Genomic DNA, 17388 nt, shown 5'->3' on the forward strand with positions numbered 1-17388 from the left:
AATCCGCTAAAACCACATTCGAGGAGGAAAATTAGAATGGCTAAAAAAGGTAAAAAGTACGTTGAAGCTTTAAAATTAGTAGATCGTACAAATGCTTATTCTGTGAACGAAGCAATTGAATTAGTAAAGAAAACAAACTTTGCAAAGTTTGACGCAACAGTTGAAGTTGCATTTCGTCTTGGAGTAGATCCTAAGAAAGCAGATCAACAAATTCGTGGTGCAGTTGTACTTCCTAACGGAACTGGTAAAACACAACGCGTATTAGTATTTGCTAAAGGTGAAAAAGCGAAAGAAGCTGAAGCTGCTGGAGCAGACTATGTAGGCGATAGCGATTATATCAATAAAATCAACCAAGGTTGGTTCGAATTTGATGTTATTGTTGCAACACCTGATATGATGGGTGAAGTTGGTAAACTTGGTCGTGTTCTTGGACCTAAAGGTTTAATGCCAAACCCTAAAACTGGCACAGTTACATTTGATGTGACTAAAGCTATTAATGAAATCAAAGCTGGTAAAGTTGAATACCGTGTTGACAAAGCTGGTAACGTTCATGTTCCAATTGGTAAAGTATCGTTTGATAACGACAAACTAGTTGAAAACTTTACAACAATTTTTGATACATTATTAAAAGCAAAACCAGCAGCTGCAAAAGGTACTTACATGAAGAACATTTCTGTTACTTCAACAATGGGACCTGGTGTAAAAGTTGATGCTTCATCTTTCACTGTAAAAAACTAAGTTGACATCACAAAAAACTTTTGCTATAATCAACGCTGTGTTAAAAATAAATACATTTGTACCGTAGACAGTAGGTGCTATTAATAGCTTAATTTCCTACCGAGGTAATGCGATATATATTATAGTTTAAAAGCTATATGCATTAAACCTCCATGTCTACTTAGAGATATGGAGGTTTTCATATTTCGGTATAAGTGGTCGTGATTTAAAACTTGCTTTTAAATCATCTAGTAATTTTCAGGAGGTGTAAAGATGAGCAGTGCAGTTGATCAAAAGAAACTAATTGTAGACGAGATTGCTGGTAAATTAAAATCAAGCGTCTCTACAGTAATTGTAGACTATCGTGGGTTAAATGTTGCCCAAGTAACTGAATTACGTAAACAACTTCGTGATGCGGGTATTGAGTTTAAAGTTTATAAAAATACTTTAACTCGCCGTGCTGTCGAAGCGGCTGGATTAACTGGTTTGGAAGATTCTCTAACAGGTCCTAACGCAATTGCGTTCAGTAATGAAGATGTAGTTGCGCCAGCAAAGATCTTAAATGAATTTGCAAAAAATAATGAAGCTCTAGAAATTAAAGCAGGTGTGATTGAAGGAAATACTGCATCAGTTGAAGAAATTAAAGCTCTTGCAGACCTACCATCTCGCGAAGGTTTACTTTCTATGTTGCTTAGCGTTCTTCAAGCGCCAATCCGCAATTTGGCTCTTGCTACAAAAGCTGTTGCAGATCAAAAAGAAGAACAAGGCGCATAAATATATTAATATTTTTGCGTAATGTCTTTTGAACTCAAAAAAGTAAAAATAAATAATTTGTGAAAAACTAGGAGGATATAATAATGACTAAAGAACAAATCATTGAAGCTGTCAAAGAAATGACAGTTCTTGAACTAAATGACCTTGTTAAAGCTATCGAAGAAGAATTTGGTGTAACTGCTGCTGCTCCAGTTGCAGTTGTAGGTGCTGCTGGTGGCGAAGCTGCTGCAGAAAAAACTGAATTTGATATAGTTCTAACTAGTGCGGGTGCACAAAAAATCAAAGTTATTAAAGTTGTTCGCGAAATCACAGGTCTTGGACTTAAAGAAGCGAAAGAAGTTGTTGACAACGCTCCAAAACCACTTAAAGAAGGCGTTGCTAAAGAAGAAGCTGAAGAAATCAAAGCTAAACTTGAAGAAGTTGGAGCTAGCGTTGAAGTTAAGTAATCATTGTGATGAAAAAAAGCTCGCTGTATAAAGCGGGCTTTTTTTGTCTATTTTTGTAATACACCATAGTTACAAAACTACTATAGGGATGTGATGTGATGATGAATCATTATTATTCCCGTAATCCAGAAACAGAAAGTAATCCGGTATATTGGGAGTTTCGTCTTCGTGGACAAACATTTGGATTTAAAACAGACCAAGGTGTTTTTTCAAAAAAAGAAGTAGATTTTGGTTCGAGGTTTTTAATTGATGTGTTCGACATGCCTGATATTACTGGTCCAATCCTTGATGTAGGATGTGGATACGGTCCAATTGGTTTAGCGATTGCAAAAATGTCAGTGAATCGTACTGTTCATATGATCGATGTAAATCAACGTGCACTAAACTTGGCAACGGAAAATGCGAAGTCTAATTCCATTACAAATGTTGAAATATACGAAAGTGATAGATTTGAAAATGTAAAGGAAACAGAATTTGCTGCGATTGTAACAAACCCGCCTATACGAGCCGGGAAAAATGTTGTACATGATATTTTAACAAACAGCTACAAGCATCTAAAAGCAGGTGGTGAGCTTTGGGTCGTCATCCAAAAAAAACAAGGTGCTCCGTCAGCCAAGGCTAAATTAGAAGAAATTTTTGAAGAAGTTGAAGTTGTAGGTAAAAATAAAGGATATTATATATTAAAAGCGAAAAGGCTTGACGAGTAGTTTTGTATGTGTTAGCATTAAAAAATGCCAATATGATATTTTCTATAATTATATCCAAATTCAATATGTTAAGAATATTTTTTGGCTATTATGGAAAATACTTATAAAATAATAGCTCGTCATGTGGAAATTGTGGTTTTTATAGAAAACCCTTTTTCTTTTTGTCTTATGTCAGTCTGGTTGTCCTGCCATTAGACATAATAGATGCAACCAAAACGCTTGATTTGAGGGGTGAATTTAGTTGACAGGTCAACTTGTTCAGTATGGACGACACCGCCAACGCAGAAGTTTTGCGCGTATTAGCGAAGTTCTAGAATTACCAAATCTTATTGAAATTCAAACCTCTTCGTATCAATGGTTTCTTGATGAGGGTTTGAGAGAAATGTTCCAAGACATTTCGCCTATTGAAGATTTCGCTGGAAATCTATCTTTAGAATTTATTGATTATAGTCTCGGCGAACCAAAATACTCTGTGGAAGAGTGTAAAGAACGTGATGTTACGTATTCTGCATCTCTTCGTGTAAAAGTTCGTCTTGTAAATAAAGAGACTGGTGAAGTGAAAGATCAAGATGTATTTATGGGTGATTTCCCATTAATGACAGAAACAGGTACGTTTATCATTAATGGTGCAGAACGAGTTATTGTATCACAGCTTGTTCGATCACCGAGTGTGTATTTTAACGGAAAAATGGATAAAAACGGAAAGCAAGGTTTTGGTGCGACTGTTATTCCAAACCGTGGTGCTTGGCTCGAATACGAAACAGATGCAAAAGATGTAGTTTATGTACGTATTGATCGTACAAGAAAATTACCTGTAACTGTTCTTTTGCGTGCTCTCGGGTTCGGCTCTGATCAAGAAATCATCGATCTATTAGGAGACAACGAGTACATTCGTAATACTCTTGAAAAAGATAATACGGAGAGTACGGAAAAGGCGTTGTTAGAAATCTATGAACGTTTACGCCCAGGTGAACCTCCTACAGTAGAAAATGCAAAAAGTTTATTAATATCACGTTTCTTTGATCCAAAACGCTATGATTTAGCAAATGTTGGACGCTATAAAATTAATAAAAAGCTACATTTAAAAAATCGTCTTTTCGGTCAGAGATTAGCAGAAACGCTAGCGGATCCTGAAACAGGTGAAATTATCGCAGAAGAGGGAACTACTCTTGACCGCCGTACATTAGATAAAATCTTACCTAATTTGGAAAATGGAACTGGTTTTAAAGTCTACCCACAAGTTGGTGGTGTGGTAGAAGATGATATCGTTCTTCAATCCATAAAAATTTATGCTCCGATTGACGATGGAGAAAAGGTAATAAATGTAATAGGTAATGCTAACGTAGATGCAAGTGTAAAAAACATTACACCTGCAGATATTATTTCTTCCATTAGTTATTTCTTTAATTTACTACACGGGGTTGGTATTACTGATGATATTGACCATTTAGGAAACCGTCGACTACGCTCTGTTGGCGAATTGTTGCAAAATCAATTCCGTATCGGATTATCGCGTATGGAAAGAGTTGTTCGTGAAAGAATGTCCATCCAAGACATAAACACGATAACACCACAGCAATTAATTAACATTCGCCCAGTCATTGCTGCTATTAAAGAATTCTTTGGTAGCTCGCAGCTTTCACAGTTTATGGACCAAACCAATCCGCTAGCAGAATTAACGCATAAACGAAGACTTTCTGCATTAGGACCTGGTGGTTTAACTCGTGAACGTGCAGGAATGGAAGTACGTGACGTTCACTATTCGCATTATGGTCGTATGTGTCCGATTGAAACGCCAGAGGGTCCAAACATTGGGTTGATTAACTCACTTTCGTCATATGCGAAAGTAAATCCATATGGATTTATTGAAACACCTTATCGCCGCGTTGATCCTGAAACTGGTAAGTTAACAGATCAGATTGATTATTTGACTGCAGATGAAGAAGATAATTACGTTGTAGCACAGGCAAATTCTAGAATTGCTGAAGATGGTTCATTTGCCGATGAAGAAGTTATTGCTCGTTTTAGAGGTGAAAATACTGCGTTTAAGCGTGACCGCATCGACTATATGGATGTATCACCTAAGCAAGTAGTTTCTGCCGCAACTGCATGTATTCCATTCTTAGAAAATGACGATTCAAACCGTGCATTAATGGGAGCGAACATGCAACGTCAAGCAGTACCTCTAATGCAGCCGGAAGCTCCAATTGTTGGAACAGGTATGGAACATGTTTCAGCTAAAGACTCCGGAGCAGCGGTAATTTGTAAACATGATGGAATTGTTGAGCATGTTGAAGCGCGAGAAATTTGGGTGCGTCAAGTTAAAAATATTGATGGCCAAGAAGTTAAAGGTGATTTAAATAAATATCGCCTACAAAAATTTATTCGTTCAAACCAAGGAACATGCTACAATCAACGTCCAATTGTTAGTGTTGGCGATCGTGTTGTAAAAGGTGAAGTACTTGGTGATGGACCTTCCATGGAGAAAGCGGAACTAGCACTAGGTCGAAATGTACTAGTAGCATTTATGACTTGGGATGGCTATAACTATGAAGATGCCATTATTATGAGCGAAAGACTTGTTAAAGATGATGTTTACACATCTATCCATATAGAAGAATATGAATCGGAAGCCCGAGATACAAAACTAGGGCCAGAAGAAATGACACGTGATATCCCGAATGTTGGGGAAGATGCTCTACGTAACTTAGATGAGCGTGGAATAATCCGTGTTGGTGCAGAAGTAAAAGACGGAGATCTGCTTGTCGGTAAAGTAACGCCAAAAGGTGTGACAGAACTTACAGCTGAAGAACGTTTGTTGCATGCAATCTTTGGTGAAAAAGCGCGTGAAGTCCGTGATACTTCACTACGAGTACCACATGGCGGTGAAGGAATTGTCTTAGATGTTAAAGTCTTTAACCGTGAAGATGGAGATGAACTTCCGCCGGGTGTTAATCAACTCGTACGTGTATACATTGTGCAAAAACGTAAAATTCACCAAGGGGATAAAATGGCGGGACGCCACGGTAACAAAGGGGTAATTTCCCGTATTCTCCCTGAAGAAGATATGCCATTCTTACCTGATGGTACACCGGTAGATATTATGTTAAATCCACTAGGGGTTCCTTCTCGTATGAATATCGGTCAGGTTCTTGAATTACATTTAGGTATGGCAGCAAGGTATCTTGGTATACATGTAGCAACACCAGTTTTTGACGGTGCAACAGAAGAAGATGTTTGGGAAACAATTGAAGAAGCCGGTATGGCGAACGATGCGAAAACAATCCTCTATGATGGTCGTACAGGGGAACCGTTTGATAATCGTGTATCAGTTGGTATCATGTATATGATTAAATTGGCACACATGGTAGACGACAAGCTCCATGCTCGTTCAACAGGACCATACTCACTTGTAACTCAACAGCCGCTCGGTGGTAAAGCACAATTCGGTGGACAACGTTTTGGTGAGATGGAGGTATGGGCACTTGAAGCATATGGTGCTGCATATACACTACAAGAAATCCTAACAGTTAAGTCTGATGACGTTGTAGGACGTGTGAAAACTTATGAGGCTATTGTAAAAGGTGAAAATGTTCCTGAACCGGGTGTTCCTGAATCATTTAAAGTATTGATCAAGGAATTACAAAGTTTAGGTATGGATGTCAAGATTCTATCTAGCGATGATCAAGAAATTGAAATGCGAGACTTAGAAGATGAAGATGATGTAAATCAAGCTGACACTTTAAACATCGCACCTGAGTCTAGAGAAGAATCAGAAATTGTTGCCTCAAAGGAATAAGTCCTTTTAGACAGTTAGAAATATATATTCAATTGATTAATGTTGCTCTAGCGCCAAGCCCCTTAGGTTTCGTCTCATGGAGGTAGGCCTAAGCGAAAAGGCGCTAGTTGTATTTCTTCGGGTAAAACTTGTAGACGAAAAGGGAGGTAGACCCTTGATAGATGTAAATAATTTTGAGTATATGAAAATTGGTCTTGCTTCACCAGATAAAATCCGCTCTTGGTCTTTTGGCGAAGTAAAAAAACCAGAAACAATCAATTATAGAACTTTGAAGCCTGAAAAAGACGGTCTATTTTGTGAACGTATATTTGGTCCACAAAAGGACTGGGAATGTCATTGCGGAAAGTATAAACGTGTACGATATAAAGGCGTAGTATGTGACCGCTGTGGTGTTGAAGTTACTCGTTCAAAAGTCCGTCGTGAACGTATGGGTCATATTGAACTTGCTGCACCAGTTTCGCATATTTGGTATTTCAAAGGAATTCCAAGTCGTATGGGTCTTGTATTAGACATGTCCCCACGCGCATTAGAAGAAGTCATCTATTTCGCTTCCTATGTAGTAACTGAAACAGGAGATACACCATTAGAAAAGAAACAACTTCTTTCTGAAAAAGAATATCGTGCATATCGCGAAAAATACGGTAATAAGTTCCAAGCATCAATGGGTGCGGAGGCTGTGAAAAAACTACTCCAAGATATTGATGTAAACAAAGAAGTAGATATGCTAAAAGAGGAGCTTAAAACAGCTCAAGGACAACGTCGTACAAGAGCGATTAAACGACTAGAAGTTTTAGAAGCATTCCGTCACTCCGGAAACGAACCTGACTGGATGATTTTAGACGTTCTACCTGTTATTCCACCTGAATTAAGACCGATGGTTCAATTAGAAGGTGGACGTTTCGCTACTTCCGATTTAAATGATTTATATCGTCGAGTGATTAATCGTAATAATCGCTTAAAACGACTTTTAGATTTAGGTGCTCCTAGCATTATTGTGCAAAACGAAAAACGTATGCTTCAAGAAGCTGTAGATGCCTTAATTGATAATGGACGTCGTGGTCGTCCTGTAACAGGGCCGGGAAATCGCCCGCTTAAATCTCTTTCACATATGTTAAAAGGAAAGCAAGGACGTTTCCGTCAAAACCTTCTTGGTAAACGTGTAGATTACTCTGGTCGTTCTGTAATCGTCGTTGGACCAAGTTTGAAAATGTATCAATGTGGTCTTCCAAAAGAAATGGCCCTTGAATTATTCAAGCCTTTTGTAATGAAAGAGCTTGTTGAAAAAGGTTTGGCTCATAATATTAAAAGTGCAAAACGAAAAATTGAACGTGTTCAACCTGAAGTTTGGGACGTTTTAGAGGAAGTAATCAAAGAACACCCGGTATTATTGAACCGTGCACCAACTCTGCATAGATTAGGTATTCAAGCGTTTGAACCAACACTTGTTGAGGGTCGCGCAATTCGCCTGCATCCACTTGTTTGTACTGCATATAATGCAGACTTTGATGGAGACCAAATGGCGGTTCACGTACCTCTTTCTGCTGAAGCACAAGCAGAAGCACGACTATTAATGCTGGCTGCTCAAAACATTCTTAACCCGAAAGATGGTAAGCCGGTTGTAACACCTTCTCAAGATATGGTATTAGGTAACTACTATCTAACATTAGAACGTGAAGGTGCGGTTGGAGAAGGTAAAATCTTCAAAGATATAAATGAGGCTTTACTTGCTTATCAAAATGGGTACGTTCATTTGCATACGCGTATTGCCGTACTTGCAAGTTCGGTGAATAATCAAACATTTACTGAAGAACAAAAATCGAAACTTCTTATCACAACTGTAGGTAAATTAATTTTCAATGAAATATTACCTGAGTCATTCCCTTATATGAATGAACCAACAAAAATGAATTTGGAAGAAAAAACTCCGGAGAAATACTTTGTTGATACAGATGTCGATGTGAAAGAACATATTAGTAAACAACCAATTATCAAGCCATTTATTAAAAAGTTTCTTGGAAATATCATCGCGGAAGTCTTTAAACGTTTCCAAATAACTGAAACATCAAAAATGCTTGACCGTATGAAGGATTTAGGATTTAAATATTCTACCAAAGCCGGGATCACGGTTGGTGTCGCTGATATCGTTGTATTAGGCGAAAAAGAGCATATTTTAGCAGATGCTCAAAGCAAAGTTGATAATGTTATGAAACAATTCAGACGTGGTCTAATTACTGAAGATGAACGTTATGATCGAGTTATCTCTATTTGGAGTGCTGCGAAGGATACTATTCAAGGAAAACTAATGGAATCACTCGATAAACGAAATCCAATCTTCATGATGAGTGACTCAGGTGCCCGTGGTAACGCATCTAACTTTACACAGTTAGCGGGTATGCGTGGATTGATGGCCAACCCGGCAGGTCGTATCATTGAGTTGCCAATTAAATCAAGTTTCCGTGAAGGATTAACTGTATTGGAATACTTTATCTCCACTCACGGTGCGCGTAAAGGTCTTGCTGATACAGCATTAAAAACAGCTGACTCAGGTTACTTAACACGTCGTCTTGTTGATGTTGCACAGGATGTAATTGTTCGTGAAGATGATTGTGGTACCGATAGGGGATTATTAGTTGGTTCACTAAAAGAAGGTACAGAAATAATCGAAACATTAGAAGAACGATTAATTGGTCGCTATGCAAGAAAAGCGATTAAACATCCTGAAACTGGGGAAGTACTTGTTGCTGAAAATGGTTTAATTACGGAAGACTTATCGAAAGAAATTGTTAATGCGGGAATTGAAGAAGTATGGATTCGTTCAGCATTTACATGTAATACACGTCACGGTGTTTGTAAAAAATGTTATGGACGTAACTTAGCGACTGGTCAGGAAGTTGAAGTAGGTGAAGCGGTTGGTATTATCGCCGCGCAATCGATCGGGGAACCAGGTACACAGTTAACGATGCGTACATTCCATACTGGTGGGGTTGCCGGAGACGATATTACACAAGGTCTGCCTCGTATTCAAGAGCTATTTGAAGCTCGTAATCCAAAAGGACAGTCGATTATTTCAGAAATTGATGGTGTTGTCGTTTCGATTACTGAAGGAAGAGACCGACAACAAGAAATTTCAGTTCAAGGTGATGTCGAAACGAGGACATACAATGCTCCATATACTTCACGCCTAAAAGTGGCTGTAAATAGTAAAGTAGAACGCGGACAAGAATTAACAGAAGGTTCAATTGATCCGAAAGAATTACTTAAAGTTCGTGATGTTAATTCTGTTCAAGAGTATCTCCTTAAAGAGGTACAGAAGGTTTATCGTATGCAAGGGGTAGAAATTGGCGATAAGCATATCGAAGTAATGGTTCGCCAAATGCTTCGTAAAGTAAGAGTAATCAACGCTGGAGATACAGATGTATTACCAGGATCATTACTTGATATCCATCAGTTTACCGATGCAAACGAAAAGGTTATTTTAGAAGGGAAATTACCAGCTACAGGTCGTCCTGTATTACTTGGTATTACGAAAGCATCGCTTGAAACGGATTCCTTCCTTTCAGCGGCGTCATTCCAAGAGACAACACGTGTACTAACAGATGCAGCGATTAAAGGAAAACGTGATGAACTACTTGGATTAAAGGAAAATGTTATTATCGGAAAACTTGTTCCTGCAGGTACTGGTATGCAACGTTACCGTAGAGCAGAACCCGTTGTTCCTTTAGAAGAAGATGAACATGCTATCGTAGAATAATAAAGGTAAGTAGGATGGCAAAATTGGAAGAAAGGTATATATTCCTGATATCTTTCAATAGTAGTAGTCCTTTCTATGAACTCAGATTGTGCTGCCGGTAGAAATTACTGGCGCACGTTTGATTTTTATTTTTTAACTGTGTTGACATTAATATTTGAAAATGATACTATATTCAAGGTGCTCCTATCATACACCTGTTGCTTTGGAGGATATGATAAATGTCTTATGAAAAAGTAAAGCAGGCTAAACAAATTGTTGTAGGAACAAAACAAACAGTAAAAGCTCTTAAAAATAACAACATGGATGAACTGCTTGTAGCTGAGGACGCTGATCCTGCAGTTGTTAAAAATGTAATTCAGGTTGCAAACGATATGAACGTACCGATTACGATGGTTGATTCAATGAAGAAACTCGGAAAGGTATGCGGAATAGAAGTTGGGGCTGCTGCTGTTGCGGTTATTTATTAAAACTGTTTTTGCAGAACAAACTGCAGAAACTTTGTTTTTGCTTTAAAATGAACCACCTGGATGTGTGGGCTTAAACAAAATCGGAAGGGAGGATATATTAATGCCTACTATTAATCAATTAGTACGTAAACCTCGTAAATCAAAAATTACAAAGTCTAAGTCTCCAGCACTTAATAAAGGTTATAATAGCTTTAAAAAAGTGAACACAGACATAACTTCACCACAAAAACGTGGTGTATGTACACGTGTCGGTACAATGACACCGAAAAAACCGAACTCAGCGCTTCGTAAATATGCCCGTGTTCGTTTAACAAACGGTATTGAGGTAACTGCTTATATTCCTGGTATTGGCCATAACTTACAAGAACACAGCGTTGTATTAATTCGCGGTGGACGTGTAAAAGACTTACCGGGGGTACGTTATCATATCGTACGTGGTGCGCTAGATACAGCTGGTGTTGACAGCCGTAGACAAGGCCGTTCAAAATACGGTACTAAGCGTCCGAAAGAGAAAAAATAATAACATTTAACTATAAACCTTTCTGAAAGGAGGAAATACAATGCCACGTAAAGGCCCTGTTGCAAAAAGAGATGTATTACCAGATCCGATTTATAAATCAAAATTAGTTACACGTTTAATTAACAAAATGATGGTAGATGGTAAGAGAGGTAAGTCTCAAACTATTCTTTATTCATCTTTTGATATCATTCGTGAACGTACTGGTAAAGATCCAATGGAAGTGTTTGATCAAGCACTTAAAAACATCATGCCTGTACTTGAAGTTAGAGCGCGTCGTGTAGGTGGTGCTAACTATCAAGTTCCTGTAGAAGTTCGTCCTGAACGTCGTACTACATTAGGTTTACGTTGGTTAGTAAACTACGCTCGTCTTCGTGGAGAAAAAACGATGGAAGAGCGTTTAGCTAACGAAATTTTAGATGCAGCTAATAATACTGGTGCTGCTGTTAAAAAGCGTGAAGATACTCATAAGATGGCAGAAGCAAACAAAGCGTTTGCTCACTATCGTTGGTAATCTAACCTTCAATCAAAAAATACTATTCTCATATTAGGAAGGAGAAAAAACCAATGGCAAGAGAGTTCTCCTTAGAAAATACTCGCAATATCGGTATCATGGCACACATCGATGCTGGTAAAACGACAACAACTGAGCGTGTCCTTTATTACACTGGTAAAATTCATAAAATCGGTGAAACACATGAAGGTGCATCTCAAATGGACTGGATGGAGCAAGAACAAGAACGTGGTATCACAATTACATCTGCTGCAACAACTGCACAATGGAAAGGTCACCGCGTAAACATTATCGATACACCAGGACACGTAGACTTCACAGTTGAAGTTGAACGTTCACTTCGTGTACTAGATGGTGCGGTAGCTGTTCTTGATGCCCAATCCGGGGTTGAACCTCAAACAGAAACTGTTTGGCGCCAAGCAACAACATATGGAGTACCACGTGTTGTATTCGTTAATAAAATGGATAAAATCGGTGCGGATTTCTTATATTCTGTAGGCACTTTACATGACCGTTTACAAGCAAACGCTCATGCGATCCAATTACCAATTGGAGCCGAAGATCAATTCGAAGGTATTATTGACCTCGTTGAAATGAAGGCTATTATGTATGGTAATGATTTAGGGACTGAGATTGAAGAAACTGAAATCCCTGCTGAATACAAGGATCAAGCTGAAGAATATCGTGAAAAATTAATCGAAGCGGTTGCTGAACTTGATGAAGAATTGATGGAAAAATACCTTGGCGGTGAAGAAATCACTGTTGAAGAGCTAAAAGCGGCTATTCGTAAAGGTACTGTTAATGTAGAATTCTACCCAGTTATCTGTGGATCAGCATTTAAAAACAAAGGTGTTCAATTAATGCTTGATGCGGTTATTGACTATCTTCCATCTCCGTTAGATGTGCCTGCTATTAAAGGTACTGCACCTGATTCAGATGAAGTAATCGAAAAGCATTCAAGCGATGATGAACCATTTGCGGCGTTAGCATTTAAAGTAATGACTGACCCTTATGTTGGTAAGTTAACGTTCTTCCGTGTATATTCTGGTACATTAAGCTCTGGTTCTTATGTACAGAACTCTACTAAAGGAAAACGTGAACGTGTTGGTCGTATTCTTCAAATGCACGCAAATCACCGTGCTGAAATTACTGAAGTTCATGCTGGGGATATCGCAGCTGCTGTTGGTCTTAAAGATACGACAACAGGGGACACTCTATGTGATGAAAAAGATCTAGTTATCTTAGAATCAATGGAATTCCCTGAACCAGTTATTCAATTATCTGTAGAGCCGAAATCTAAAGCTGACCAAGATAAAATGACGACAGCATTACAAAAACTTCAGGAGGAAGATCCTACATTCCGTGCACATACTGACCAAGAAACTGGACAAGTTATCATTGCGGGTATGGGTGAGCTTCACTTAGACATTCTAGTTGATCGTATGAAACGTGAATTCAAAGTTGAAGCGAATGTTGGTGCACCTCAAGTTGCTTACCGTGAAACTTTCCGTTCAAGCGCGCAAGTACAAGGTAAGTTTGCTCGTCAATCTGGTGGACGCGGTCAATATGGTGACGTTTGGATCGAATTCTCTCCAAACGAAGAAGGAAAAGGTTTTGAATTTGAAAACGCAATTGTTGGTGGTGTTGTTCCACGTGAATACATCCCGGCTGTTGAAGCTGGACTAGTAGACGCACTAGAACGCGGTGTACTAGCAGGCTATCCATTAGTTGATATCAAAGCAAAACTTTATGATGGTTCTTACCATGATGTTGACTCAAGTGAAATGGCGTTCAAAATTGCTGCATCTCTAGCACTTAAAAATGCAGCATCAAAATGTAACCCAGTAATCCTTGAACCGACTATGAGAGTTGAAGTTGTAATCCCTGAAGAATACCTAGGTGATATTATGGGTCAAATTACAGCTCGTCGTGGCCGTGTTGAAGGTATGGAAGCTCGCGGAAATGCACAAGTAGTTCGCGCGATGGTTCCACTTTCAGAAATGTTTGGTTATGCAACAGCACTTCGTTCTAGTACACAAGGTCGCGGTGTGTTCACAATGCACTTTGATCATTACGAAGAAGTACCAAAAGCAATTGCTGAAGAAATTATCAAAAAAAATAAAGGTGAATAATTGATTTCTGATCCTTTATAAAGTATAACTACATTATATGAAATGATTGCTTTAAAGATGAGCGCTCATCTTTAAAGCGTCATATATATACTTAAATAAAATTAAAAATTGAGGAGGATTTTCCTAATGGCTAAAGCTAAATTCGACCGTTCTAAAACACATGCTAACATTGGTACAATCGGACACGTTGACCATGGTAAAACAACTTTAACTGCTGCAATCACTACTGTTCTTGCAAAATCTGGTGGTGCTGAAGCACGTGGATATGATCAAATCGATGGTGCTCCAGAAGAACGTGAACGTGGTATTACAATCAATACTTCACACGTAGAATATGAAACTGCTACTCGTCACTATGCACACGTTGACTGCCCAGGACATGCTGACTATGTTAAAAACATGATCACTGGTGCTGCACAAATGGATGGCGGTATTTTAGTAGTATCTGCTGCTGATGGTCCAATGCCACAAACTCGTGAGCATATCCTACTTTCTCGTAACGTAGGTGTACCATACCTAGTTGTATTCTTAAACAAATGTGATATGGTAGATGACGAAGAATTATTAGAATTAGTAGAAATGGAAGTTCGTGACCTTCTTTCTGAATATGGTTACCCTGGAGACGATGTTCCAGTAATCAAAGGTTCTGCTCTTAAAGCACTTGAAGGAGACCCAGTTTGGGAAGAAAAAATCACTGAGTTAATGGCTGCAGTTGACGAATTCATTCCAACTCCAGAACGTGACAATGAAAAACCATTTATGATGCCTGTTGAGGATGTATTCTCAATCACAGGTCGTGGTACTGTTGCTACAGGCCGTGTAGAACGTGGCCAAGTTAAAGTTGGTGATGTAGTTGAAATCATCGGTTTAGCTGAAGAAGCAAAATCTACTACTGTAACAGGTGTTGAAATGTTCCGTAAGCTTCTTGACTATGCAGAAGCTGGAGATAACATCGGTGCACTTCTTCGTGGGGTTGCTCGTGAAGAAATTCAACGTGGTCAAGTTCTTGCTAAACCAGGAACAATTACACCACATACTGAGTTCAAAGCTGAAGTTTACGTTTTATCTAAAGAAGAAGGTGGACGTCACACTCCATTCTTTTCTAACTATCGCCCACAATTTTATTTCCGTACTACAGATGTAACTGGTATCGTTCATCTTAACGAAGGTACTGAAATGGTAATGCCTGGTGATAACACAGAAATGAACGTTGAACTTATCTCTCCAATCGCGATTGAAGAAGGAACTCGTTTCTCAATCCGTGAAGGTGGACGTACAGTTGGTTCAGGTGTTGTAACTACAATCATTAAATAATAATTTCAAAAGATAGATAAAGCAGGCGGTGACGATCGCCTGCTTTTTTCTGTGTTCTAGTGAATCGAAACAATCATTATTTTACAACAATTACAGATACACTTGAACAACATGAAATAAGTATGTATAATGTAAAAAGTGTTAAAAACCAAACAAATAACTATTATAGTATTGCATAGTTTCTATGTTTTATGTATAATAGAGAATGTTGGTCTTTGACTGCGATGATGTGGGAGGTTGCTGACACACCCGGCCGCTTTGCCATGGCGCGTGTGTGGGAAATTTCCACGGAGAATGTCTATTCTAAAAATAGGCGATAAAGGAGGGAAAATAATGGCAAAACAAAAAATTCGTATTCGTTTAAAGGCTTATGATCACAGAATCCTTGATCAATCTGCAGAGAAAATTGTTGAAACAGCGAAAAGATCTGGTGCTAGCGTATCTGGTCCGATTCCGCTTCCAACTGAAAAATCTGTATACACAATCTTACGTGCGGTGCACAAATATAAAGATTCTCGTGAACAATTCGAAATGCGCACACATAAGCGTCTAATCGACATCGTAAATCCTACTCCACAAACAGTAGATTCATTGATGCGTTTGGACTTGCCATCTGGTGTAGATATCGAAATTAAACTTTAATAAATAAAATAGTTAATTAATATTAGGAGGTGTGACTCATGACCAAAGGAATCTTAGGAAGAAAAATCGGTATGACGCAAATATTTGCTGAAAATGGTGATCTTATCCCAGTAACTGTTGTTGAAGCAACTCCAAACGTTGTTCTTCAAAAGAAAACAATTGAAAATGATGGCTACGAAGCGATCCAATTAGGTTTCGAAGACAAACGTGAACAGTTATCAAACAAACCGGAAAAAGGTCATGTATCAAAAGCAAATACTGCTCCTAAGCGCTTCATTCGCGAATTCGACGCAGTAAACTCTAATGAGTATGAAATTGGTCAAGAAGTCAAGGTTGATATTTTTGCAGAAGGTGACATCATTGATGTAACTGGAATTTCTAAAGGTAAAGGTTTCCAAGGTGTTATTAAACGCCACGGACAATCTCGTGGTCCAATGGCTCACGGTTCCCGTTATCATCGTCGCCCAGGATCAATGGGTCCTGTAGCTCCAAACCGCGTTTTCAAGCAAAAAGCGTTGCCTGGCCGTATGGGTGGAGAGCAAATTACGATTCAAAACCTAGAAGTTGTTAAAGTAGATGCAGAACGTAATCTTATCCTTATTAAGGGTAATGTTCCTGGTCCTAAAAAAGCATTGCTTAAAATCAAATCTGCGATTAAAGCAAAGTAATTTAATTAGAAAGAAAGGAGGAAACAGGAATGCCGAAAGTAGCTCTATATAACCAAAACGGATCTCAAGTTGGTGATATCGAACTTAATGACTCCGTATTTGGTATTGAACCAAATAACAATGTAATCTTTGACGCTGTAGTTATGCAAAGAGCATCATTACGTCAAGGAACAAGCAAAGTGAAAAATCGCTCCGAAGTACGCGGTGGTGGTCGTAAGCCATGGCGTCAAAAAGGTACTGGTCGTGCTCGTCAAGGTTCTATCCGTTCACCACAATGGCGTGGCGGTGGTACTGTATTTGGTCCGGTTCCACGTAGCTATAGCTATAAATTACCTAAGAAAGTTCGTCGCTTAGCAATTAAGTCAGCATTATCTAATAAAGTGCTTGAAGAGAAAATTCTAGTATTAGAAACTTTAACTTTCGATGCACCGAAAACAAAAGAATTTGCTGCTGTATTAAAAAACCTTTCTGTAGGCAAGAAAGCTCTTGTAGTTACAGATGGTTCAGACGTAAACGTTGCTCTATCTGCTCGTAATATCCCTGGTATTACTGTTGTAGATGCAAACGGAGTAAATGTATTAGATGTGGTTTCACATGATCAATTGATCATTACAAAAGCCGCTGTTGAAAAAGTAGAGGAGGTGCTTGGTTAATGGATGTACGTGATATCATTAAGCGCCCTGTCATCACTGAACGTTCAACGGACGTAATGGCTGATAAAAAATACACTTTTGAAGTTGACGTAAGAGCAAACAAAACGCAAGTTAAAGATGCTGTTGAAGAAATCTTTGATGTAAAAGTAGCGAAAGTAAATGTTATGAACTACAAAGGTAAATTCAAACGCATGGGTCGTCATGCTGGTTATACTAACAAGCGCCGTAAAGCTATTGTTACATTAACTGCTGACAGCAAAGAAATCGAATTCTTCGAAGTTTAATTC

15 protein-coding genes and 1 other annotated feature are annotated in these 17388 nt (G+C 38.6%); all 15 genes read left to right on the plus strand.

The window, feature by feature from the left end:
* Positions 1 to 36: 36 nt before the first annotated feature.
* The gene (rplA, locus tag B5V89_RS13210; RefSeq protein WP_066226648.1) at positions 37 to 738 is read left to right on the plus strand and encodes a 50S ribosomal protein L1; all 702 of its coding nucleotides are present in this window, start codon (positions 37 to 39) and stop codon (positions 736 to 738) included.
* Positions 739 to 781: 43 nt separating this feature from the next.
* Positions 782 to 928 (plus strand) — a sequence feature (ribosomal protein L10 leader region).
* Between the two features lie 62 nt (positions 929 to 990).
* Positions 991 to 1491, plus strand: a complete 501-nt coding sequence (gene rplJ, locus B5V89_RS13215; RefSeq protein ID WP_066226650.1) for a 50S ribosomal protein L10 — start codon at positions 991 to 993, stop codon at positions 1489 to 1491.
* Positions 1492 to 1571: 80 nt separating this feature from the next.
* Positions 1572 to 1937: a 50S ribosomal protein L7/L12 gene (gene rplL, locus B5V89_RS13220; protein WP_244913498.1), complete on the plus strand. Its 366-nt coding sequence runs from the start codon at positions 1572 to 1574 to the stop codon at positions 1935 to 1937.
* A 98-nt stretch (positions 1938 to 2035) separates the two neighbouring features.
* Positions 2036 to 2644, plus strand: a complete 609-nt coding sequence (locus B5V89_RS13225; RefSeq protein WP_066226654.1) for a class I SAM-dependent methyltransferase — start codon at positions 2036 to 2038, stop codon at positions 2642 to 2644.
* A 241-nt stretch (positions 2645 to 2885) separates the two neighbouring features.
* Complete coding sequence (gene rpoB, locus B5V89_RS13230) at positions 2886 to 6443, plus strand: DNA-directed RNA polymerase subunit beta (RefSeq protein WP_066226657.1); 3558 nt, start codon at positions 2886 to 2888, stop codon at positions 6441 to 6443.
* Between the two features lie 154 nt (positions 6444 to 6597).
* The gene (gene rpoC, locus B5V89_RS13235) at positions 6598 to 10194 is read left to right on the plus strand and encodes a DNA-directed RNA polymerase subunit beta' (RefSeq protein WP_066226659.1); all 3597 of its coding nucleotides are present in this window, start codon (positions 6598 to 6600) and stop codon (positions 10192 to 10194) included.
* Between the two features lie 218 nt (positions 10195 to 10412).
* On the plus strand, positions 10413 to 10661 hold the full coding sequence (locus B5V89_RS13240) for a 50S ribosomal protein L7ae-like protein (protein WP_066226661.1): 249 nt from the start codon (positions 10413 to 10415) through the stop codon (positions 10659 to 10661).
* Positions 10662 to 10761: 100 nt separating this feature from the next.
* On the plus strand, positions 10762 to 11181 hold the full coding sequence (gene rpsL, locus B5V89_RS13245) for a 30S ribosomal protein S12 (protein WP_066226663.1): 420 nt from the start codon (positions 10762 to 10764) through the stop codon (positions 11179 to 11181).
* 40 nt (positions 11182 to 11221) lie between these two features.
* A complete protein-coding gene (gene rpsG, locus B5V89_RS13250) occupies positions 11222 to 11692 on the plus strand; it encodes a 30S ribosomal protein S7 (protein ID WP_066226665.1) in 471 nt (156 codons plus the stop codon).
* A 53-nt stretch (positions 11693 to 11745) separates the two neighbouring features.
* Positions 11746 to 13824 carry an elongation factor G gene (gene fusA / locus B5V89_RS13255; RefSeq protein ID WP_108072413.1) on the plus strand — a complete coding sequence of 693 codons (2079 nt, stop codon included), beginning with the start codon at positions 11746 to 11748 and terminating at the stop codon, positions 13822 to 13824.
* Positions 13825 to 13950: 126 nt separating this feature from the next.
* Entirely contained in the window at positions 13951 to 15138 is a 1188-nt protein-coding gene (tuf, locus tag B5V89_RS13260; protein ID WP_108072414.1) for an elongation factor Tu, read from the plus strand.
* Positions 15139 to 15471: 333 nt separating this feature from the next.
* A complete protein-coding gene (gene rpsJ / locus B5V89_RS13265) occupies positions 15472 to 15780 on the plus strand; it encodes a 30S ribosomal protein S10 (RefSeq protein WP_025729837.1) in 309 nt (102 codons plus the stop codon).
* 38 nt (positions 15781 to 15818) lie between these two features.
* Complete coding sequence (gene rplC / locus B5V89_RS13270) at positions 15819 to 16448, plus strand: 50S ribosomal protein L3 (protein WP_066226672.1); 630 nt, start codon at positions 15819 to 15821, stop codon at positions 16446 to 16448.
* A gap of 29 nt (positions 16449 to 16477) precedes the next feature.
* The gene (gene rplD / locus B5V89_RS13275; protein WP_066226675.1) at positions 16478 to 17101 is read left to right on the plus strand and encodes a 50S ribosomal protein L4; all 624 of its coding nucleotides are present in this window, start codon (positions 16478 to 16480) and stop codon (positions 17099 to 17101) included.
* Positions 17101 to 17385 carry a 50S ribosomal protein L23 gene (gene rplW, locus B5V89_RS13280; RefSeq protein WP_107919876.1) on the plus strand — a complete coding sequence of 95 codons (285 nt, stop codon included), beginning with the start codon at positions 17101 to 17103 and terminating at the stop codon, positions 17383 to 17385. The genes rplD and rplW overlap by 1 nt, the downstream gene beginning before the upstream one ends.
* The last annotated feature ends 3 nt before the right edge of the window (positions 17386 to 17388 follow it).

The organism is Heyndrickxia sporothermodurans (genome assembly GCF_003055045.1).
Lineage (GTDB): Bacteria > Bacillota > Bacilli > Bacillales > Bacillaceae_C > Heyndrickxia > Heyndrickxia sporothermodurans.